The 20,069-nt window shown below is 57.5% G+C and carries 18 protein-coding genes; 4 read left to right on the top strand and 14 right to left on the bottom strand.

Annotated elements, in window-relative coordinates; translation table 11 throughout:
- The first annotated feature begins 2 nt into the window (after window positions 1–2).
- Together AAC599_RS06205 and AAC599_RS06200 are read left to right on the top strand one after the other, a co-directional pair.
- A complete protein-coding gene (locus AAC599_RS06205; protein ID WP_340149539.1) occupies window positions 3–803 on the top strand; it encodes a VacJ family lipoprotein in 801 nt (266 codons plus the stop codon).
- A 71-nt stretch (window positions 804–874) separates the two neighbouring features.
- Window positions 875–1,501, top strand: coding sequence for an ABC transporter substrate-binding protein (locus tag AAC599_RS06200; RefSeq protein ID WP_340149538.1), 627 nt, complete (start codon window positions 875–877; stop codon window positions 1,499–1,501).
- A gap of 58 nt (window positions 1,502–1,559) precedes the next feature.
- Here the strand turns inward: AAC599_RS06200 and phoB are convergent, their stop codons facing one another.
- The 8 genes from phoB to AAC599_RS06160 form a co-directional block, all read right to left on the bottom strand.
- A complete protein-coding gene (gene phoB / locus AAC599_RS06195) occupies window positions 1,560–2,240 on the bottom strand; it encodes a phosphate regulon transcriptional regulator PhoB (RefSeq protein ID WP_340149537.1) in 681 nt (226 codons plus the stop codon).
- An 8-nt stretch (window positions 2,241–2,248) separates the two neighbouring features.
- On the bottom strand, window positions 2,249–2,974 hold the full coding sequence (phoU, locus tag AAC599_RS06190; protein ID WP_340149536.1) for a phosphate signaling complex protein PhoU: 726 nt from the start codon (window positions 2,972–2,974) through the stop codon (window positions 2,249–2,251).
- Between the two features lie 30 nt (window positions 2,975–3,004).
- Entirely contained in the window at window positions 3,005–3,814 is an 810-nt protein-coding gene (pstB, locus tag AAC599_RS06185; RefSeq protein WP_340149535.1) for a phosphate ABC transporter ATP-binding protein PstB, read from the bottom strand.
- Window positions 3,815–3,826: 12 nt separating this feature from the next.
- Entirely contained in the window at window positions 3,827–5,134 is a 1,308-nt protein-coding gene (gene pstA, locus AAC599_RS06180) for a phosphate ABC transporter permease PstA (RefSeq protein ID WP_340149534.1), read from the bottom strand.
- Window positions 5,127–6,368 (bottom strand): phosphate ABC transporter permease subunit PstC, encoded by a 1,242-nt coding sequence (gene pstC / locus AAC599_RS06175; protein ID WP_340149533.1) that lies wholly within the window; start codon window positions 6,366–6,368, stop codon window positions 5,127–5,129. The genes pstA and pstC overlap by 8 nt, the downstream gene beginning before the upstream one ends.
- Window positions 6,369–6,453: 85 nt before the next feature.
- The gene (locus AAC599_RS06170; RefSeq protein ID WP_340149532.1) at window positions 6,454–7,494 is read right to left on the bottom strand and encodes a PstS family phosphate ABC transporter substrate-binding protein; all 1,041 of its coding nucleotides are present in this window, start codon (window positions 7,492–7,494) and stop codon (window positions 6,454–6,456) included.
- 130 nt (window positions 7,495–7,624) lie between these two features.
- Window positions 7,625–9,001: an ATP-binding protein gene (locus AAC599_RS06165; RefSeq protein ID WP_340149531.1), complete on the bottom strand. Its 1,377-nt coding sequence runs from the start codon at window positions 8,999–9,001 to the stop codon at window positions 7,625–7,627.
- Window positions 9,002–9,068: 67 nt separating this feature from the next.
- Complete coding sequence (locus AAC599_RS06160) at window positions 9,069–9,815, bottom strand: Sir2 family NAD-dependent protein deacetylase (protein WP_340149530.1); 747 nt, start codon at window positions 9,813–9,815, stop codon at window positions 9,069–9,071.
- A gap of 159 nt (window positions 9,816–9,974) precedes the next feature.
- On the opposite strand from AAC599_RS06160, the gene AAC599_RS06155 reads away from it, so the two are divergent.
- Both AAC599_RS06155 and AAC599_RS06150 read left to right on the top strand, forming a co-directional pair.
- Window positions 9,975–10,346 (top strand): hypothetical protein, encoded by a 372-nt coding sequence (locus AAC599_RS06155; protein WP_340149529.1) that lies wholly within the window; start codon window positions 9,975–9,977, stop codon window positions 10,344–10,346.
- A 144-nt stretch (window positions 10,347–10,490) separates the two neighbouring features.
- Entirely contained in the window at window positions 10,491–12,395 is a 1,905-nt protein-coding gene (locus AAC599_RS06150; RefSeq protein ID WP_340149528.1) for a tetratricopeptide repeat protein, read from the top strand.
- 383 nt (window positions 12,396–12,778) lie between these two features.
- Here AAC599_RS06150 and AAC599_RS06145 read toward each other — a convergent pair whose 3' ends face one another.
- Genes AAC599_RS06145 through AAC599_RS06120 form a run of 6 tightly spaced genes read right to left on the bottom strand, consistent with a single transcriptional unit; the run spans window position 12,779 to window position 20,058 of the window.
- Entirely contained in the window at window positions 12,779–13,762 is a 984-nt protein-coding gene (locus AAC599_RS06145) for a type II secretion system F family protein (protein ID WP_340149527.1), read from the bottom strand.
- 9 nt (window positions 13,763–13,771) lie between these two features.
- The gene (locus tag AAC599_RS06140; protein ID WP_340149526.1) at window positions 13,772–14,782 is read right to left on the bottom strand and encodes a type II secretion system F family protein; all 1,011 of its coding nucleotides are present in this window, start codon (window positions 14,780–14,782) and stop codon (window positions 13,772–13,774) included.
- Complete coding sequence (locus AAC599_RS06135) at window positions 14,779–16,686, bottom strand: CpaF family protein (RefSeq protein WP_340149525.1); 1,908 nt, start codon at window positions 16,684–16,686, stop codon at window positions 14,779–14,781. Before AAC599_RS06135 ends, AAC599_RS06140 begins: the two co-directional genes overlap by 4 nt.
- Entirely contained in the window at window positions 16,683–17,924 is a 1,242-nt protein-coding gene (locus AAC599_RS06130; protein WP_340149524.1) for an AAA family ATPase, read from the bottom strand. Before AAC599_RS06130 ends, AAC599_RS06135 begins: the two co-directional genes overlap by 4 nt.
- 14 nt (window positions 17,925–17,938) lie before the next feature.
- Window positions 17,939–18,628 carry a CpaD family pilus assembly lipoprotein gene (locus AAC599_RS06125; protein WP_340149523.1) on the bottom strand — a complete coding sequence of 230 codons (690 nt, stop codon included), beginning with the start codon at window positions 18,626–18,628 and terminating at the stop codon, window positions 17,939–17,941.
- Window positions 18,629–18,633: 5 nt separating this feature from the next.
- Window positions 18,634–20,058: a type II and III secretion system protein family protein gene (locus AAC599_RS06120; RefSeq protein ID WP_340149522.1), complete on the bottom strand. Its 1,425-nt coding sequence runs from the start codon at window positions 20,056–20,058 to the stop codon at window positions 18,634–18,636.
- Window positions 20,059–20,069 lie beyond the last annotated feature (11 nt).

The following is a 20,069-nucleotide window of genomic DNA, read 5'->3' as shown; positions in this document are numbered from 1 at the left end:
ATATGGGTTTGCGTTCGACATCATCCTCCTTAAAATTCGGCCTTGCAGCCTCTGCTTTGCTTGTTCTCGTCAGCGGGTGTGCAACACCGCCGCAGACAGAAGGCAAAGCGGTCGCCGTCATGAATGACGAGGTTTATGATCCGCTGGAGCCCATGAACCGCTACTTCTTCGATGTAAACTATGCGCTCGACGCCCTGTTCCTGAAACCGGTGGCGGAGATGTATGTCGGCGTTGTTCCGACGCCGGTCCGCGACAGCGTGACCAACTTCCTGACCAACCTGTCGCAGCCGATCTATCTGATCAACAACGTGCTGCAGGGCGAACTAAACCGCGCCGGCGACAATATGGGCGCCTTCTTCACCAATACCTTCCTCGGGGTTGGCGGGCTGTTCGATGTCGCGCAGCTGAATACCCAGGAAGAGGACCTCGGTCAGACCTTCGCCGTCTGGGGCATCAGCGAAGGCCCCTATCTTGTGGTGCCGGTTCTGGGCCCGAGAACGACGCGCGCCGCCGTTGGCGGGGTGGGTGATTACTTCCTCGACCCGGTCAATTACGCCGCCCGTGAGAATGACATGGACAATTTCCCGATAGTCCGTGCCGCCGTCCATGGCCTCGACCAACGCTCCCGCTCGCTTGGCGCCCTCGACGAGATCGAAAGGACGTCCATCGACTTTTATGCGGCCGTCAGAAGCCTATATCGCCAGAACCGGAATAATTTAATCCTGAATGGCGCCAGCAATTCGACACAATTGCCAAGTATGAACTTCGATGATGACGACGACAACATGGCCAAGAAGAACTAGGCCATAGCTGGTTCAAATATTTTCAAACTTTAGTTTCTTTCAAACGGGCTTTTCCGTTGGGGATGTTGTAAATGTTGATGAATAGAAGGTTCTTTAGCGGAATCGTGATGTCTGCCATGGCATTGGCCATCGCCCTCCCCTCCCCGGCGCTTGCCGCCGACGCAAAAGAGCAGGCTGCGCTGACACTGGTCAAGAATATAGGCGATGAGGCTGTCCAGACATTGTCCGATTCCTCCCTGAGCGAGGCGCAGAAACGCGACAAATTCGAAAAATTCCTGGATGACAGCTTCGACATGCAGCGCATCGGCCGCTTTGTCCTGGGGCAATCCTGGCGGAACGCCACGGATGCACAGCGCGAAGAATTCCTGAAGGTTTTCCGCGACTTCATGGTCGCGAGCTACAGCGACAAAATTGGTTCCTATTCGGGCGAAGACCTGCAAATCAAGGATGCGACCTCACTGAATGACAAGGAATCGCTCGTTCATTCAACGATTATCCGTCCCGACGGGCCGCCCATCAAGCTTGACTGGCGCGTCCGCAAGACCGATAGCGGCGAGAAAATCGTCGATGTAATCATCGAAGGGATCAGTATGGCGCAAACGCACCGGTCCGAATTTGCCTCCGTCGTCAGCCAGTCCGGTGTCGACGGCCTTATCAACAAACTGAAAGACCAGATCAAGACCGCCTCCGCCAGCTAGGCCGTTTACGCTTTCAAAACCATCCTGAACGCCGTCCCCGGGATACCGCGGGCGGCGTTTATGCTTTTTCGAAGCAGTAACCGACGGCGCGCACTGTCCGGATCAGGTCCGTCTCGCCCTTCTCGTTGAGGGCCTTGCGCAGGCGGCGGATATGAACATCAACCGTCCGGTCCTCGACATAGACATTCTGGCCCCAGACCCCGTCGAGCAGCTGCTCCCGCGTCAGGACCCGCCCTGCCCTCTCCATGAAATAGCGGAGCAGCTTGAATTCCGTCGGACCAAGGCGCAATTCCCGGCTTCCCCGACGGACCTTGTAGGCGACCAGATCAACGACCACGTCGGCGACATTCAGCTTCTCGCTTCCCACTTCAGGGTTACGGCGGCGGAGAACCGCGCGGATGCGGGCCATCAGTTCGGCCGGTGAAAAGGGTTTCGCCACATAGTCATCCGCCCCGACATCGAGGCCCCGCACCCGGTCCGCCTCCTCACCACGCGCGGTGATCATGATGACCGGCATGTTGCCATGGCGCTGGTCACGGCGCAGGCGTCGGCAGATTTCAATCCCGGAAACTTTCGGCAGCATCCAGTCGAGAAGCAGCATGTCCGGTTGTTCCTCTTCCAGGGCGAGCAGTGCCTCGTCCCCGTCATGGGCCGTCGCCACATCAAATCCCTCGCTTTCGAGGTTATACCGCAGGAGCTCGACCATTGCGGGCTCGTCTTCAACTATTAATATCTTCATCTTCCTACTCAAGCGCTTTCAGGGCCGTCATTCTCAATCATGGTAACGCTGGTCTTGTCGCCCTTCGGCCGCGGTTCGCGCGGCATTTCGCCGTTCACCTGATAGATAATAATTTCGGCGATATTGGTCATGTGATCGCCCATCCGCTCGATATTCTTCGCCATGAATATTAGATGGGTACAGCTTGTAATGCTACGCGGATCTTCCATCATGAAGGTCAGCAGTTCACGAAACATGCTGTTATAGAGCTGGTCAACTTCCTGATCGCGGACCCAGACGTCATAGGCGAGTTCCGCATCGCCATTGGAATAGGCCGTCAGCACGTCATCGATCATCCGCCGGACCATCGTCCCCATGCGCGGGATGGTCGAGGTCGCGTTGATTGTCGGCCCCTGATTGAGGGCGATGACCCGCTTTGCGATATTCGTCGCGTAATCCGCGACCCGTTCCAGCACCGATGCGATCTTGAGGGCGGAGATCACCAGACGAAGATCATCGGCGACCGGGCTTCTGAGCGCCAGCATCCGGATCGCCATGTTATCGATGGAGTGCTCCAGTTCATCCACTGCCTTGTCGGCCTCGATGGTCTTGAGGGCCAGCTCGGAATTCCGCTCGGTCAGGGAACGAACCGCCGCTTCCAATTGCGATTCAGCGAGCCCGCCCATCTCGACAATGATATTGCGCACCGCTTCAAGTTCTTCGTCATAGGATTTGACGATATGGCCGCTACTCATAATAGGATTCTCCTGTAACTGACTGTTTTATCACCCGAATCGGCCAGTGATATAGCCCTGAGTCCGCTCGTCGGAAGGGCTGGTGAACAATTTTTCCGTATCCCCGGCCTCGACAATCTCGCCGAGATGGAAGAAGGCCGTTTTCTGGGAAATACGCGCTGCCTGCTGCATGGAATGGGTCACGATGATGATCGTGTAATTTTCCTTCAGCTCGTCGATCAGTTCCTCGACCTTGGCGGTCGCAATCGGATCGAGCGCCGAACAGGGCTCGTCCATCAGGATGATATCAGGCCGCACTGCCAGCGCCCGCGCGATGCAGAGCCGCTGCTGCTGGCCGCCAGAAAGTCCGGTACCGGAGGAATGCAGACGGTCCTGCACTTCCTTGATCAGCCCCGCCTTTTCAAGGCTGGTGAGCACGATCTCGTCGAGCTCGTCCTTGTTGGCGGCAAGGCCGTGAATGCGGGGTCCGTAGGCGATATTGTCGTAGATCGACTTCGGAAACGGGTTGGGCTTCTGGAACACCATGCCGACCCGCGCCCGGAGCAGAACCTCATCCACTTGCGGCCCATAGATATCGACACCATCCAGCAGGATTTCTCCCTCCACGCGGCAACCGTCGACCGTATCGTTCATCCGGTTGATGCAGCGCAAATAGGTCGATTTGCCACAGCCGGACGGGCCGATCAGCGAGGTGATCTGATGCTTCGGGATGTTCAGCGAGACATGTTTCAGCGCCTGATTATCCCCATAGAAGACATCGACATCCCGCGTTCTGATGATCATTTCTGCGGCGTCGCCCTGACGGGCGGCCTTCTGTTCGTCTATCTGTTGGATCTGCACATTCATATCCTTCTACCAGCGGCGTTCGAACTTCTTGCGAAGCAGGACCGCCAAAGCGTTCATCGTGATCAGGAAGGCGAGCAATACCATGATCGCCCCGGAGGTTTTTTCGACAAAGGCACGCTCCGGGCTGTCCGCCCAGAGGAAGATCTGCACCGGCATCACGGTTGCCGGATCGTTGATCCCGCCGGGAATGTCGGCGATAAAGGCCACCATGCCGATCATCAGGAGCGGCGCGGTCTCACCGAGCGCCTGCGCAAGACCGATGATCGCTCCGGTCAGGATGCCCGGCATCGAGAGCGGCAGCACATGATGGAACGCCGCCTGCTGTTTCGAGGCACCGAGACCGAGCGCGGCCTGACGGATGCTATCCGGCACGGCGCGGATGGCGGCGCGCGCGGCGATAATGATCGTCGGCAGGGTCATCAGCGCCAGGGTCAGGCCACCGACGATCGGCGCCGATCTCGGCAGATGCGCAACATTGAGGAAGATCGCGAGACCCAGCAGACCGAAGACGATGGAGGGCACCGCCGCGAGGTTGTTGATATTCACCTCGATCAGGTCGTTGAACTTGCTGGGCGGGGCGAATTCCTCAAGGTAAATGGCGGTCATTACCCCCAGGGGGAAAGCGATCGCCATCGTAATGACAAGCGTATAGAACGAGCCGACCATCGCGCCTGCAATACCTGCCTTCTCCGGCTCCCGACTATCGCCCTGGGTGAAGAAGTTGGTATTGAAATGCAGTGATAGATCGCCCTCTTCCTCCAATATGTCCAGCCATCGGAGTTCCTGATCCTTGACGCGGCGGTTCTCCTCGGCAAGGTTCCGGTCGATATAGCCCTTATTGACCATATCCACGTCATCACCCGCGAGCAGCGGCATTTCGACCGTCTTGCCGATCAGGCCGGGATCCTGCGCCACCATGTCGCGCAGGGTATCGCTAGCATTGTTGCTGACCAGCGAAAACAGGGTGCGAAGATTGCGCCGTCCCTCCACTTCCGGAAATTTCGCCCGCAGCGCATCCTGCACCAGCCTGGCGTAGTTGGCATTGCGAAGAGCCTCCGGATCGCGGGTTCCGTCCCTGTCGATCACGGATTCGGAAAAGGTGATATCCAGCGTGATATAGGTCTGCACGAAGGCGGTGTAGCCCTTGCTGAAAATGCTGAACAGCAAGATCGCAAGCAGGGTCAGCGCCGTCAGGATGGCCGCGAGACCGATCAGGCGGAAGCGCCGCTCTGATCTTTTACGCTTCGCCAGATTCGCGATGAATTTATCGGAATTCCAGCTGCTGCCGACAGGCGTGTCATTCGTATCAGTCATATTTTTCCCGATATTTGCGAACCACGATCAGGGCGATCACGTTCAGGCATAAGGTTACGATAAACAGCACCAGCGCGAGGGCAAAGGCGGCCAGCGTCTTGGCGCTGTCGAATTCCTGGTCGCCGACCAGCAGGCCGACAATCTGCACGGTCACCGTCGTCACCGCTTCGAGCGGATTTGCGGTCAGGTTGGCAGCGAAGCCCGCGGCCATTACCACGATCATGGTCTCGCCGATAGCCCGGCTGACGGCCAGCAGGACCGCGCCGACAATTCCCGGCAGCGCCGCCGGCAGGATGACCTTGCGGACGGTTTCCGATTTCGTCGCGCCAAGGCCGTACGAGCCGTCGCGTAAAGATTGCGGCACCGCCATGATAATGTCATCACTCAACGAGGAGACGAAGGGGATGATCATCATTCCCATAACGACACCGGCGGCAAGCGCGCTTTCCGAAACGATATCGATGCCGATGGAATCGCCGACATCGCGAAAGAACACACCGACGGTCAGGGCGGCGAAGAAGCCATAGACCACCGTCGGGATACCGGCGAGGATTTCCAGCAGCGGTTTGACTACCGCGCGGAACTTGCTGGAGGCATATTCCGTCATATAGACCGCGCTCAACAGCCCGAGCGGCACCGCGACACACATGGCAATGAAGGTGATCAGCAGGGTACCGGTAAAGAGCGGGATGGAGCCGAAGGAACCGGAGGAGCCAACCTGATCCGCGCGCAGAGCAGTCTGCGGGCTCCAGTTCAGGCCGAAAAAGAATTCCGTCATCGGCACCTTCTGGAAGAACTGGATCGTCTCGAACAGGAGCGAGAGGACAATGCCGACCGTCGTCAGGATGGAGACGATTGAGGCCAGGATCAGGATGATATAGACCAGCCCCTCAATCGTCTTGCGCACCCGTAGGTCCGGATTGATCCGCAGGATCGAAATGTAGAGCCCGCCGCCAGCGGCCAGAAGAACGAGGACCGGAAAGAAGATGCGGTCAATCTGCTGCGCCGTGCCCGTCTCCATCTGAAGCGGCGTCATTTGCAGCATGACCCACAGCGCACCGAGAAGAACCGGGGGCACCAAGGCCCAGATAACCACATAAAGGCCGAACTGATGCGGCCGGGGGGTAATAAAACTGGAAGATTTGCGAACCGCGCCAAGCGCCTTTTTCGAACCGAACCAATATCCGACAGCGGACATCAGCAGAAGAACGATAAGAAGAGGATAGAAGCTCATGTCAGTTTCTTTTCACAGCTGCTTATGACACGGAAGAAAATAGAAAAGAGCGGACGGCAGTCGCCATCCGCTTCTGTATTGCTGATTACATCAGTTTCAGAGGGGCGAGCGCCAGGGCGTCGGAGCGCACTTTTTCACGCTCCGCTTCCGTCAGCGGGATCAGGCCCTTTTCCGTCAGGTAACCGAACTCGCCGAAAGCCTTCTCGCTTGTGAACTCGGCGATATATTCCTTGATACCCGGAACTTCACCGACATGCGCATCCTTCACATAGAAGTAGAGGGAGCGGGAAATGCCGTAGTCGCCTTCCGCGATATTTTCAAACGTCGGCTCAACACCGCCTACCGTCGCGCCCTGAAGCTTGTCGGCATTCTGGTCGAGGAAGCTGAAGCCGAAGATGCCGACGGCATCCGGGTTGGCTTCGAGTTTCTGAACGATCAGGTTGTCATTCTCGCCTGTTTCGATGAAGGCGCCGTCTTCACGAATGGTATGTGCGGCTGCCTTGAAACCTTTCTTGTCGGATTTGCTCATCTCTGCCAGCATGTCGAATTCCTTCGCGCCGCCTTCCATGGCAAGCTCGACGAAGGCATCACGGGTGCCGCTGGTCGGAGGCGGCCCGAGAACCTCGATTTTTGTATCCGGCAGTGACGGATCAATATCCTTCCAGGTCATGTAGGGATTGTCGACCAGCTTGCCGTCCATCGGCACCTGCTTGGCGAGGGCCATGAAAATCTGCTGCTTGGTCAGGCTCAGCGGTGCATTCACCTTGGAGTTTGCAATCACGATCCCGTCGTAGCCGACTTTTACTTCCGTAATATCGGTTACGCCTGCTTCGGCGCATTTCTCAACTTCTGAACTCTTGATACGACGCGACGCATTTGTGATATCCGGCGTATCAATGCCGACACCGGCACAGAACAGCTTGAGACCACCACCTGAACCGGTGCTTTCAACAACGGGAGTCTTGAATTTGCCGTTGCTACCGAAGGCTTCTGCGACTGCTGTTGAAAATGGGAATACCGTCGAAGACCCAACGATCCTGATCTGATCGCGAGCCAGGGCCTGTCCTGAAAAGGCAACAGTGGCGACCGTTGCGGCGATTGCCAGACCGAAAGTTTTGTTTAGCACGTTTCATTCTCCGTTAATTCATCTCGACAGCGTCTCTGTCGATGGCGGGACAGTGCGCTTCAATGACGACAGAATTACTACAGTTTCATGACAGTAATGTTACAACGGAAAAGCCGCAGAAAACTGCGACTTATTCGGCAGAAAGAGGCAGCCTGACCGTAAATCGGGAGCCTTTTCCGACAACTGAGTCAATCTCCAGATGGCCGCGATGGCGACTCACGATATGCTTGACGATGGCGAGTCCGAGGCCGGTGCCGCCGAGCTTGCGACTGCGGTCGCTGTCAACGCGGTAAAATCGCTCCGTCAGTCGGGAAAGATGCTCTTCCGCGATCCCTTCCCCCTCGTCGATGACCGCGACCCGGGCCTCCCGGCCGCTCGGGCGCACTTCAACCCGTACCTCGCTCTTCTCGAAGCTGTATTTCAGGGCATTGTCCACCAGGTTGGTAAAGACCTGGGTTAATTGATCAAAATCACCTGTCACGAAAACCGGTTCCTCCGGCAGATCGAGCATGAGCGACTTGTCGAGATTGACCGCCTTCGCCTTGATCAGGCTGCTGACCCCGCACAGAACCTTACCCAGATCCACCCGGTCAGAGGGGCGGCTGTGTTCGTTAATCTCGATCTGGGAGAGGGAGAGAAGATCATCAATCAATTGTGACATCCGGAGGGATTGCGCCTGCATCATGGTAAAGAATCGCTTATGCGCCTCCAGATCGTTGCGCGCCGGCCCCATCAGGGTTTCAAGGGCGCCGATCAGGATCGCGAGCGGAGTTCTGAGCTCATGGCTCGCATTGGCGACGAAATCGACGCGCATCTGCTGCATCCGTCGGGAGGCGGTCAGGTCATGCAATGTCACGATGAGACGCAGGCCCTCGCTGCTTTCATCCTTCAGATTCACGATGTAGGCCGCGACATGGCGCGGCACCACATCGGAGATGGTAAACTCGATCCGGCTGTCCGGCTCCTTGCCCTCGTAGGCCGTGTCTACGGCCTTCAGAAGCGCCGGATGGCGGATGAAGCGGGTCAGGTCCCCCTCCACCTCCTCGACACTGAAAAACTGATTCGCCGCGACGTTTGAGCGGCGGATGCGCCGCTTGTTTCCGAGCACCAAAACCGGGTCGGGCAGCATGTCGAACAGCAGCGACGCCTCATCCTGGCGCGCCTGCGCCTCCCGCAACATATGCTGCAGCACCCGGCGGTACTGCTCCATGGTCAGCAATACGTTATCCAGTGGCAGCAAACCTTCACGCAGAGTGCTGCGATCATCCCCTTCAAGGGGCGACATGATCGCCGCCCGCTCCATCCGGAACGCAACTGCCTGCATCTCCCGCACCAGCTTGGCAAACAACAGAAAGGCGGGCAGCACCGCCGCCCCGATCAGCAGCGCCACATGGCCGATCCGGATATAGTCATGGCTCAGTAACCAAAATGAAACAATGGCAACGGGCACTGTCGCCACCGTTATAAACAGCAGCATTTTCCATAAGTAACCATTACTATTGTACATTCAGAGTTCTCTTGCCCAAGTGGTAGCGCCGCGGACAGCGCAGCCGTCTCTATATGATACCCTTGTTTTACAGTTTTGTGACAGAAGCAAGTGTTTCCCCGATCTCCCGGTGCAGAACCAGATCGGCATAGCCGTCGAGCGGCGTCGGCTCGCGGTTAAGAATGACTAGCGGCGCGCCCGCCTGTTTCGCCGTCAGCGGGATCTCCGCCGCCGGGTACACAACGAGGGAAGAACCGATCGCCACGAACAGATCGCAGCTGAGCGCCGCTTCCGCCGCCCGGCGCATTTCCTCCACCGGCATCGCCTGGCCAAAAGAGATGGTGGCAGTCTTGATCAGTCCGCCGCATTTCTCGCAGCTCGGCAAAGTTTCATCCACGGCGAATATCTCCTTCACCCGCTCCAACTCCATCCGCGTCGCGCAATCGAGGCATTTGGCATAGGTGGTATTGCCATGCACCTCGATCACATCCGCATCGCTGACGCCTGAGGCCTGATGCAGGCCATCGATATTCTGGGTAATGACGGCACAGATCTTTCCTTGCTCATAAAGTGAGGAAATGGCCATATGCCCTTTATTAGGCTCGGCTTTTGATAAAACCGACTCCATGGCGAACTTGCGCCGCCAGCTTTCGCGGCGCGCTTCCTCCGACTGCAGGAATTCGGAAAAATCGATGGGACGGTTCTTCTCCCACAGCCCGCCGGGGCTGCGAAAATCGGGAATTCCCGATTCGGTGCTGATCCCGGCACCGGTAAAGATTGCGATAGAGCGACTTTTTCTGACCAGATCCGCAAATTCCTCAAGCTCGGCTGACATTCCAATCTCCTGCATTTTTCATCCTATTATAGGGGTAAATGCCGCAACACGCCATTTTCAAAGATTTCACGTCCTGCCGTCACAAATCAATCCGGCAGACGTTATCTGTACATGTCAACCGGCGCCGCCCGGCGCGGCGTCAACCGCAAGGAGCCACAGATGAACAGGGACACCATGAACAATATCGTCGCAAAGGAATTTTCAGACGCTCTCGCACGCTGTAACGAGCAGGGAATCGACCCCGGAACCGTGCGGACGGGCCTGCTGACCATCGCCATCGCCAATTTCGTCAATGGTATCGGGCTGGAAAGCACCATTGCCCTGTTCGAAGTGATGCCCGACCAGATTCGCTCCGGCATGTTCAACCGCTTTGTCGATCCGTCGCGCCCCGCCGTGGTCAATCCCGCCCCGCCCTATCGCGAGCCGGTCAGCGTCACGCAGCAGCAACCCATCGATGTCAACCGCCACAGCAGATCTCCGGAAAGCCAGCCCGCCCCGCCAACGCCGGGCATAAAACGCCGACGGCTATAGCCTCCAAGGCGCAAAAAACCGCTTCTCAGTCGCAGATGGTGAATTTTAGGATAATTTTCCCTTTACATTAACCGTTTTTAAGGAAGATGCCCGTAATTTGTAGCGTAGATTTTTGTTAATTCTCAAATAGAGAGGCCAAAAGCTGTGCCGCAACATAACCCTTTTGCTGCCCGTCTTCGGACAGTTCTCCTCGCGACAACCGGACTGGTGGTTGCGGGATGTAACACCGTCTCTGATCACTCTGCCTCCGCCGATTCGGCGGAAGACAGGCCTGTCGCTGTCAGCAGCACCCCTCACCCGAAAGCCGGCGATGGCATGACCATCGAATCGATGATGCGTGTGGGGGACCGGGCCTGGGCCAAAAAGGATTCGGCGACAGCGCTAAGGTTTTACGCCATGGCCGCCAAGGAGCAGCCGACCAACCCGGATGCCTATCTGAAGATTGGCGAAATCCTGCGCAAGACCGGTCGTCCGGCAGACGCCATTGCGGTGTATGAGCGTGTTCACACCTTCGATGCAGCGAACATCCCGGCCTATCACGGCATCGGCTACAGCCAGTTGCAGATGGAAAAGCCCTATCTTGCCTCCCGGACCTTTGCGGAAGCCCTGGAATTTGACGGCAGCAACGCCAAGTCCCTCGGCGGTATCGCCATTGCCCTCGATAAGGCGGGCGATCACCGCAAGGCACAGGAATATTACAAGCTGGCCATCAAGGCCGATCCGGACAATCTGAATTACAAAAGCAATCTGGGCCTCTCCCACGCCCTCTCCGGCGAGACGGAGCAGGCAATCGCCATCCTCTCCGTTGTAACGGAAGACCCGAAGGCGACGGCGGAACATCGTCAGACGCTGGCCCTCGCCTACGGCATGGCCGGTAAATCCGGCGAAGCGCTCAAATATTCGCGCATGGATCTGTCCGAGAAGGATGCCCGCAACAACAGCCTCTATTTCGAGGCGCTGAACAGCAAACCGAACGAGCAGGTTCTCGCCCTTGATGACCAGATCAAGCTGATGAAGGCATCGAAGGACGAGGTCGTGACCGAAGTTCTGACAGCCCCGATGCCGCAGGAGCCGAAAAATCCGGATGTTCTGATGGCGCGTGCTGAAAAAGAGGATCTGTCCCTCGATGCCAGCGCCAAAAAAGACCGGGCTGTAGTCGCCAAAACGCCGAAGCCCCTGGTTCCGGCTCCTGATTCCCCGATGATGATGGCCCGCGCCGAGCCTCCGGCCACCAAGACAGCCCCGATCAAGGATGTCGCCCCTGTGGTTGTCGCGAAAAAAGCGGCTCCGGAAGCCGAAGTGATGGAAAAACCCATGGCCATCGCCAGCGCTGAACCGGCCAAACCCGCCGAGATGCCCGCAACCTCCGTCAAGAAGGACGCAGAACCGGTCGAAGAAAAACCGGTGACCTTCGTGAAGAAGAGCGAGCCGATCGTTCAAAAACCGACGGCCGTCGTGAAGAAGGAAGAACCGGCCGCTCCGGCCCGTGAATGGACGCTGGAGAAGAAACCGGCACCGGTTCCCGAGAAAAAGACCCCGATGATCGCGGAAACGCCGATAGGCGAGATGCCTCAGGCTACAACAATCGCAATGCGCTCGGACGATCAGCCCGTAACCGGTCCTGCCGCGATTTACAAGCCGGATGGCGGCAGCTACTTCCTCCAGATCGGATCCTATAAGGAAAAACCGCTCGCGGAGAAAGGCTGGACGATCGTGCAGACCCAGAATGTTGACCTGCTTGGCGATATCGAGCCGGTCATCCAGGAAATCGACCTCGGTGAAGAAAAGGGCGGCCTCTATTACCGCCTGAAGATCGGCGGTTTCTCCGACAAGACAAAAACCATGCAGCTCTGCGGCAGCCTGCGCGATCGCAGCTTCGATTGCTTCATGGCAAGCGCGCCGGAAGCCAAGACACCGGTCAAGAAGGACGGTCTGCCGACCCTCGCCCCGAACCAGAGAATGGCTGAGGACGACAAGGGCAAAAGCCCGGCCTCCGGCGACAACGTCATTGCGGATTTCGAGAAGGACGGCTTCGACGGTGCCCTCTGACCTCACCGCTCCCAGATCCAACAGAAACGGGTCCCATTGTGGGCCCGTTTTTTGTGGCACCCCGACGCCCTATGAGCGTCATAGTTCGGCGCCCTCTCTCCTTCTTTAACAAGGTTGTACCTATTGAGCGCAAGACGGTACGAGCGACTGTCCAGCCCTACCTGTTATGCCATTCCCTTGCGGTACCGGAGGGGATGCCGCCTGTCTATGACCGACGGTATAGGGGAGCGAAGGCTGCTGATAGGCGGCCAGTACGTCGGTAAGCGAGGTTATATTACCCATAAAAAAGCCTGTGCTGGGAAACCAGACACAGGCAGAATGGATGCGGTAAGTATGGAAAGCAAGATGGCGGGAGCGAGGGCTCCCTGCCCCGGCCAGCAGACTTAACCCCCGCCGGCGAAGGCGTCGATGGCTTTCAGGACCGCCGGACCAATCAGGACGATGAACAGGGCTGGCAGGATGAAGATAATCATCGGGACAGTCATGATGGCCGGAAGGCGCGCGGCCTTCTCTTCGGCCTTCATCATGCGTTCGTCTCGCATTTCGGCGGCCAGGACACGGAGCGCGACGGCCAGCGGTGTACCGTATTTCTCCGTCTGGACCAGCGTGTTGGCTAGCGTTTGCATCGCCTGGAAATCAACGCGGCTTGCAAGGTTGGCGAGCGCCATCTTACGATCCGGCAGGAAGCCGATCTCGATGGAGGTCAGGCCAAGTTCATCCGACAACTCCGGCGCCGAGTTAGCCATTTCGCGGCAGACCCGATCCAGCCCGCTGTCAAGATTCAGTCCAGCCTCCGTACAGATCACCAGAAGGTCGAGCCCGTCCGGCAAAGACTTGCGAATCGCCGTATAGCGCTTTGAAATCCGGTTCTTGACCAGCATATCGGGCAGAATGAACCCGATTAGACCGGCTGCGGCACAGACGAGAAGCTTCACCGCGAAGCCCCAGTCGACGATACCGGTACCAAACAAGTAGGTACCTGTCAGGATGGCAAACAGGGCCGGCAGGGAGATCCGGGCAAACAGATAGGCGACAAGCGCGTCTTTCGACCGCCAGCCGCCCTTTGCCAGTTTTGCCGCAATCAGTTTCGCGCGCTCACCGCGCATCAGCTGCAGCTTCTTGACCACCCGGTGCATGATATTCTCGCGCACGATCAGCTTGCTGCGCTGCTTGGTCTGGTTGGCGATATCGGTTTTCAGCTTGGTGCGGCGCTTTTCAAGATTCTTGATGCGGCCCGGCAGGGCATCTTTTACCAGAAAGGCATTCCACATCATCAGGGCCACCGCGAGGGAAGCCGCCCCGGCAATCAGGGCCAGCATATTCTCGTCACGCAACCAGTCGGGCAGCAGGGTGGCTAGATCAACCATTTTTGTCTCCTAAATCTCGAAGCGGACCATTTTGGCCATCACACCCACGCCGGAGGCGATCATCGTCAAACCGGCGCCGATCATATAGATACCGCGCGGATCCTCGATGAGCTTCATGACATAGCTGTCATTCGCCAGCCACAACAGGAAGAACATGATGAACGGCAGCGAGCCGATGATCCAGGCACTCGCCCGGGCTTCGGATGACATGGCCTTGATTTTGAGCTTCAACTGACGGCGCTTGCGCAGGGTATTGGCGAGGCCGCCCAGCGTTTCGGCAAGGTTACCGCCGGTTTCGCGCTGAATGGAGATGGCGATAATCAGGAATTTGAAATCCGGCGGATCAATCCGACGGGCAACATCCCACAAGCCTTGCTCCAGGCTCTGGCCGACCCGCATCGCATCAGCGACGCCGCGAAATTCCTTGCCCACAGGATCGGGCGCGTCATGACCCACGGTCACGATGGCCTCGCTGATCGGCAGACCCGCACGCAGGCCCCTCACCAGAAGCTCGATCGCCTCGGGAAAGTTCTTCATGAATTTGTTGATCCGGCGCTTGCCAAGATAGCCAACCGTGACATGCGGGATGAACAGCCCGGACGCCAGCCCGACCGGAACCGCCAGGAACCAGTTCAGACCATACAGATAATGGGAATAGCCGATGATCAGGACGATCACCATGCCGGTGACCGTCGCGTATTTCGACACCGTCATTTTGAAGCCGGTCTTTTCCAGCCTGATCTTCAACTGATCTGGTTTCGGGATGAGGGCCCGCACAATGCCGTCGATAATCTTGATGCCGCTGGTATCCTGTGCCCGGCGGGCTGAACTGCGCGCCTGGCTCTTGCCGGTCGGCTTCTGCCCCATGCTGATTTCTTCCAGCCGACGCCTGGATTCGCGGGAATGGCCGTCACCGCCCGCAAAGGCGAGCAACAGCAGCAGGGAAATCAGAAGCGTCGCCCCGCCCACAACAAGCATGATTGTTAACTGACTACCAGCTCCTCCAGCGTCAAACATCATATTGCTCCCAACAACATTTTCTCAAGGCCGAAATAGGCGGCGCGCGGTGCGAAATGCGGGCGCAGACCGGTCGACTTGAACTCGCCCAGCAGGCGGCCACCCTTGTCTTCGCCCTGGAATTCGTACCAAAACAGGTCCTGCATGGTGATGACGTCTTCTTCCATGCCGACCACTTCGGAAATATAGGTGACGCGGCGCACGCCGTCGCGCATACGGCTGATCTGAACAATCAGGTCGATGGCCGAGGCAATCTGCGTCCGCACGGCCTTGGCCGGCAGGTTGATGCTGGACATACCGACCATGTTTTCAAGCCGGGTCAGTGCCTCACGCGGGCGGTTGGCATGGATTGTCGAGAGCGAGCCGTCATGGCCGGTATTCATGGCCTGAAGCATGTCAATCGCCTCACTGCCACGAATTTCGCCGAGGATAATCCGGTCCGGGCGCATACGCAGGGCGTTCTTCAGAAGGTCGCGCATCGAGATCTCGCCGCCGCCTTCAAGGTTGGCGCTGCGGGTTTCAAGACGGACAACATGTGGCTGCTGCAACTGAAGTTCCGCTGCGTCCTCAATGGTGACGATACGCTCGCCCGGATCGATCAGCTGCGAAATGGCGTTCAGCATGGTCGTCTTACCCGAACCCGTACCACCGGAAATCAGGATGTTGAGGCGGCTGCGGCCGGCAACCTTGAGAACAGTGGCCGCGGCGGACGACAGGTTCTGCTGCCGTTCCATCACATCAAGAGTGATCTTCTGCTTGGCAAACTTACGAATAGAGATGGACGGGCCGTCAATGGCCAGCGGCGGAATGATGATATTCACACGGCTGCCGTCGGCAAGACGCGCATCCACCAGCGGGTTTGATTCGTCGACACGACGGCCGACATGGCTCACGATCCGGCCGGCCACCTGCATCACATGGGCATTGTCGCGGAACTGACAGTCGGACAGCACCAGCTTGCCCTTCTGCTCGATGAAGACCTGCTTGGGACCATTGACCATGATATCGGTAATTGATTCGTCGGCAAGCAGCGGCTCCAGTGGACCCAGCCCCAGCATGTCATGCATCAGGCTTTCGGTCAGTTCGCGCTGTTCACGCTGGTTGAGCTGGATACGCTCCTCAATCAGGATATCGGTGATGATATCGGAAATATCGCGGGCAAGGTCCAGCCGATCCATGGTGACGGCCGCGCTAATATCGATGCGCTCCATCAACAACGGCTGAATGACGTTCTTCACGCTTTCCAGATGCGCGTTGATCTTGACCCCGGTTGTCTCCGGCGCCATGGAAATGTTGAACAGGGAAGCGGATTTATCGTTCGCGTCCGGCTCTTCTTCCTTTTCCAGCGTTTTCGCGACAGGAACGATCGGAGCCATATCCTCTTCATCGTCATCGTTGTCGTCATAGGACTCGGCCTGAATTGTCTCGGCCGGACGGTCAAACTGCGCCCGCACTTCGACCGGAGCATCGGGATCGGCACCAAAGACGGTCACGCCTTCTTCGACGATCTGGGTATAGCTGGCGCTGTCGCCCGAGCCGTTCAGATAGGGCTCAGGCTGATCGCTGCTGCCCTGAACCGGGACATTGGGTTGGGACGCTGCCGGAAGACCGGATTTCTTTTTTGAAAGCTCCGCCCAGAGACCCTGGGTCAGATCGTTGACAAGCGTGCGTTGTTCAAGGACGTTCAGTTCAATCTTTTCACGCTTCATTGCGTCGCGCAGATATGTCTTCACCATCTGCGCAACCGCAGAACGGTTCTCATTGACATCAATGTCAGGCAGCAGCTTTTCCGTCATCTCCGGCATATATTTTGCCAGAAGGTCGGCCGCCTGCGGTCCGGCAACGCTCGGGGCTACCGGCGCTGCCTTCCCTTTACTGTCCGATGAAGATGAACGCCACAAACTCACGTTTTATGTCCCACTTCTTTCTTTTTCTTGCCGCCCGGAACCAGCGTGAACAAGCCCTTCTTCTGCGGCTTTTCATATCCGGATACAGCCGCCGACAATTCGCGCAATACTTTCGCGATGGCCGTCTTTCCCGCGACCTCGCTGATCGCCTTGCCGGCGTTGGCACAGATCGTCAGCGATTTCGCATCTTCCGGGATGACATAATCCACCGCCTCGTTCAGGCCCCGCTCGAAGTCCGCCTTGGACACCTGCGCGGCGCGGTCCGATCCAACACGGCTCACGACCTTCAGGATGCGTCCCTTGGTCTGGAGCGTCGTCATCGCCTGGGTAATCCGGTTGATGTCGCGGATACCGGCAAGCGACTGATCGGACACGAGAATAACCGTATCTGCTGAAGCCAAAAGCGCGCCCTGCGTCGGCAGGAGATGCCGCGGCAGATCAACGATGACCTGGTTATAGTCCTGGCTGATCTCCCCGATCAGGGCGTCGATGGATTCTTCGGTGATATCCACGAGCTCGTCGATCGGCTCCTCCGTTCCCAGAACCGCGAGGCGATCGCCATCCTTGACGATGGCACTGTCGAGGAACAGCTTGTCGAGCCGGTGCGGATTTTCGAGGGCTTCGCGGAAGCCGCCGCCCGTTTCGATATCCAGCGACAGCGTCGTCGTACCGAAATGCAGGTCCATATCGAGGAGTGCCGTCGGCAGCTTTTCTTCATTGGCCATGATCCAGGCGAGGTTCGTGGCAATTGTCGTTGCCCCGACACCACCGCGTACGCCGACGAGGACGGTCAGCTTGCCGCTTTGTGCGGCCTGCAGCGCCTGTGACTGGCGATCGACATTTTCAACCGCGTCCTTCAGGATCTCCACCGTCAGCGGCTTGACTAGATAGTCCTTGGCGCCGAGTGCGATCATCTTGCGGAACTCGCCGACATCGTTGGAAGAACCAAGAATAATCAACGTGTTCTCATGGCCCATCTTGCGGACAAGCCGGGTGATATCGCTTTCGGGATCGATGCTTTTCGTAATGTCCGCGAGAACCACCTTGGGCGAATGGCCCGGCTCAATGCGGTTCAGCGCCGCCGTTATGCCGCCATCCTGGGTGGCATCGGAGGAAAAATCGAGGGCATCACAGACTTCCCGGCTGACCCCGAGGGATTTCTCATCCTCGATGAAGGCCATGAAATCTTCACAAACCGCATTACCGAAAAGCGTGCTTAAAGATGATGATTTAGCCATTTCCTGAGACTCCCTTACTGCCCGCTGCCAGCGGCAACAGGTGCCGCACCCGATCCTGCGCCCTGACGGTAAACTTCAACAGGACGCGCCGCGCGCTCACCAATCATCGGATCGGAATTCGCCGGAGCGACCAGATCTCTCGGGTTCGCCACCATACCGGCGAGAGCGTCCGCATTGGCGCAACCCATGAAAGGAAGCGGCAGGTTTTCGTATGAAATACCTTCGGGTTTGTACCAGCCCTTCTGGCAGTTTGGATCAACCGTCGCGACATATTGCACGAAATACACGCGCAGCGAATCAGGGGCATTTTCACGGGTCACCCGGGGGGCAACATTGAAGCCGCGATCCGTGAGGAACTCGGCCACCTCCGCAAAACGCTGTTCGTTCAGGCCGTTGCTGCCTGAAAACGTTGGCAGTTCGACTTCCACCGCTTCGCCAAAATTCAGGCGCTGGGCGTCGATAAAGCCGAGCAGCTTGCCTTTTTCCATGTCGGCAAGAGCGGAACGGCCCGATTCGAATTCAACGATTACCGTCGACGTCAGTTCGCTTACGGTAATCTTCTTCTCCAGCTTTGCCTTCTCCGGGCTTGCCGTTTCATCGATGGCTCCGAACAGGCCTTCCGGCGATGTGCAGCCAGCCACCATCAGGAGCAGGCCCATCAGACCGGCCAACGTCGCCGATTTCTTAAGATATGTCCGTTTCATAAGATCTACTCCAGGATAAAGCCGGCGGGGCCAACAAGTTTGACATCGTCCGTTTGCGCTGTTTTGGCAACATCACGGCCGTCTCTTTCCGGCGCAGCATCGCCCAGGGTCGGACGGAAATTACGCGCGCCGATATACAGATCCTTGTCGTTCGGCGGAATATAGCCGTCCGTCGGTTCTGCTATGCGCGAGTTGCTGGGTTTCACCAGATATGGCGTCACGATAATCAGCAGCTCAGTCTCGTTCCGCTGGAAGGAAGACGAGCGGAAAAGCGCGCCGAGGATCGGGATATCCCCGAGGAACGGTGTCTTCGAGATATTGTTGTCGCCGTCATTGCTGAGCAAGCCGCCAATGGCAAAGCTCTGGCCGCTGGCAAGTTCAACCGTGGTTTCCGCCCGGCGGGTCAGAAGCGACTGGATAAAGGAGCCGCCCACATTAATCGCTGAGTTCGATGAAAGCTGACTGACTTCCGGCCGTACCTGCAGATTGATCAGGTTATCGTCAACAATGGTCGGCTTGAACGATAGAGAAACACCAAATGGTTTATATTCAACCGTAATAGCTCCGTCTTCCTGCGGGACCGGAATAGGAAATTCGCCGCCAGCCAGGAATTGAGCCGTTTCTCCAGATAAAGCTGTCAGATTGGGCTCCGCCAGGATCGTCAGTAACCCTTCTTCATCCAGAGCGTCAATGACATTCAGGATGTTGACATTACTGTCGCTATAACCTGATACATAGTTGGTGCCTGCACCCAAACGGTTAATCGTCCCGGTGGCAGTGTCGGTTACAATATCTGTTGGCGTCGCAAGACCAAGGAATCCATCGCCAATCTGGCCGAAGACTTCCCAGTTCACGCCAAACTGCTTGGTGACCGAGCGGGAAACTTCCGCAACACGCACCCGAAGGTTCACCTGCATGGCGCCCGCAACCTCAATCCGGTTGAAGACGGTGCCGCCATTAAGATAAAGCTCCGCCATGCGGCGTGCATCCTCCGCCTTCGCGGCCGATTTCACCCGTCCCGTCAGCATGATACCGGTCGGGGTCGAACGTGCTTTCAAGCCGCCGTACGGACTTAACTCCTGCAACGAATCATTCAGGGAGGTTACGTCATGGGTAATGGAGACCGGGGAATTCAACAGTACTCTGCCCTGACTATCAAGCGCGAACAGGTTGGTGCTGCCGGTCCCCTTACCGAAGACATAGATAATTGTCGGCGACTGGATCTGCACGTCGGCAAGCTCCGGATTTCCGACGAAAACCGACGTAGCCGGCTGATCGAGCTGCACCAGCTTGCCTGAATTCAGCGTCAGGGCGAGAATATCACCCTTGGAATTGATCACCTGTGCGGCCTGGACTGATCCCGATGCACCGATGGCCAACAGGAATCCCAGCCCCAATGCGGCCAATGGTTTGAAAAGTCTTGTCAACATCGAAACTACTC

This window comes from uncultured Sneathiella sp. (assembly GCF_963976355.1).
Lineage (GTDB): Bacteria > Pseudomonadota > Alphaproteobacteria > Sneathiellales > Sneathiellaceae > Sneathiella.
The sequence above is the reverse complement of the archived record's forward strand: the minus strand, read 5'-3'. Positions and strand labels throughout refer to the sequence as shown.

What these genes read in the sequence shown, in the direction of transcription:
- AAC599_RS06205 (WP_340149539.1), top strand. Translation starts at nt 3, where the DNA reads ATGGGTTTGCGTTCGACATCATCCTCCTTAAAATTCGGCCTTGCAGCC.
- AAC599_RS06200 (WP_340149538.1), top strand. Translation starts at nt 875, where the DNA reads ATGTTGATGAATAGAAGGTTCTTTAGCGGAATCGTGATGTCTGCCATG.
- phoB (WP_340149537.1), bottom strand. Translation starts at nt 2,240, where the DNA reads ATGAAGATATTAATAGTTGAAGACGAGCCCGCAATGGTCGAGCTCCTG.
- phoU (WP_340149536.1), bottom strand. Translation starts at nt 2,974, where the DNA reads ATGAGTAGCGGCCATATCGTCAAATCCTATGACGAAGAACTTGAAGCG.
- pstA (WP_340149534.1), bottom strand. Translation starts at nt 5,134, where the DNA reads ATGACTGATACGAATGACACGCCTGTCGGCAGCAGCTGGAATTCCGAT.
- pstC (WP_340149533.1), bottom strand. Translation starts at nt 6,368, where the DNA reads ATGAGCTTCTATCCTCTTCTTATCGTTCTTCTGCTGATGTCCGCTGTC.
- AAC599_RS06165 (WP_340149531.1), bottom strand. Translation starts at nt 9,001, where the DNA reads ATGTACAATAGTAATGGTTACTTATGGAAAATGCTGCTGTTTATAACG.
- AAC599_RS06160 (WP_340149530.1), bottom strand. Translation starts at nt 9,815, where the DNA reads ATGTCAGCCGAGCTTGAGGAATTTGCGGATCTGGTCAGAAAAAGTCGC.
- AAC599_RS06155 (WP_340149529.1), top strand. Translation starts at nt 9,975, where the DNA reads ATGAACAGGGACACCATGAACAATATCGTCGCAAAGGAATTTTCAGAC.
- AAC599_RS06145 (WP_340149527.1), bottom strand. Translation starts at nt 13,762, where the DNA reads ATGGTTGATCTAGCCACCCTGCTGCCCGACTGGTTGCGTGACGAGAAT.
- AAC599_RS06140 (WP_340149526.1), bottom strand. Translation starts at nt 14,782, where the DNA reads ATGATGTTTGACGCTGGAGGAGCTGGTAGTCAGTTAACAATCATGCTT.
- AAC599_RS06130 (WP_340149524.1), bottom strand. Translation starts at nt 17,924, where the DNA reads ATGGCTAAATCATCATCTTTAAGCACGCTTTTCGGTAATGCGGTTTGT.
- AAC599_RS06125 (WP_340149523.1), bottom strand. Translation starts at nt 18,628, where the DNA reads ATGAAACGGACATATCTTAAGAAATCGGCGACGTTGGCCGGTCTGATG.
- AAC599_RS06120 (WP_340149522.1), bottom strand. Translation starts at nt 20,058, where the DNA reads ATGTTGACAAGACTTTTCAAACCATTGGCCGCATTGGGGCTGGGATTC.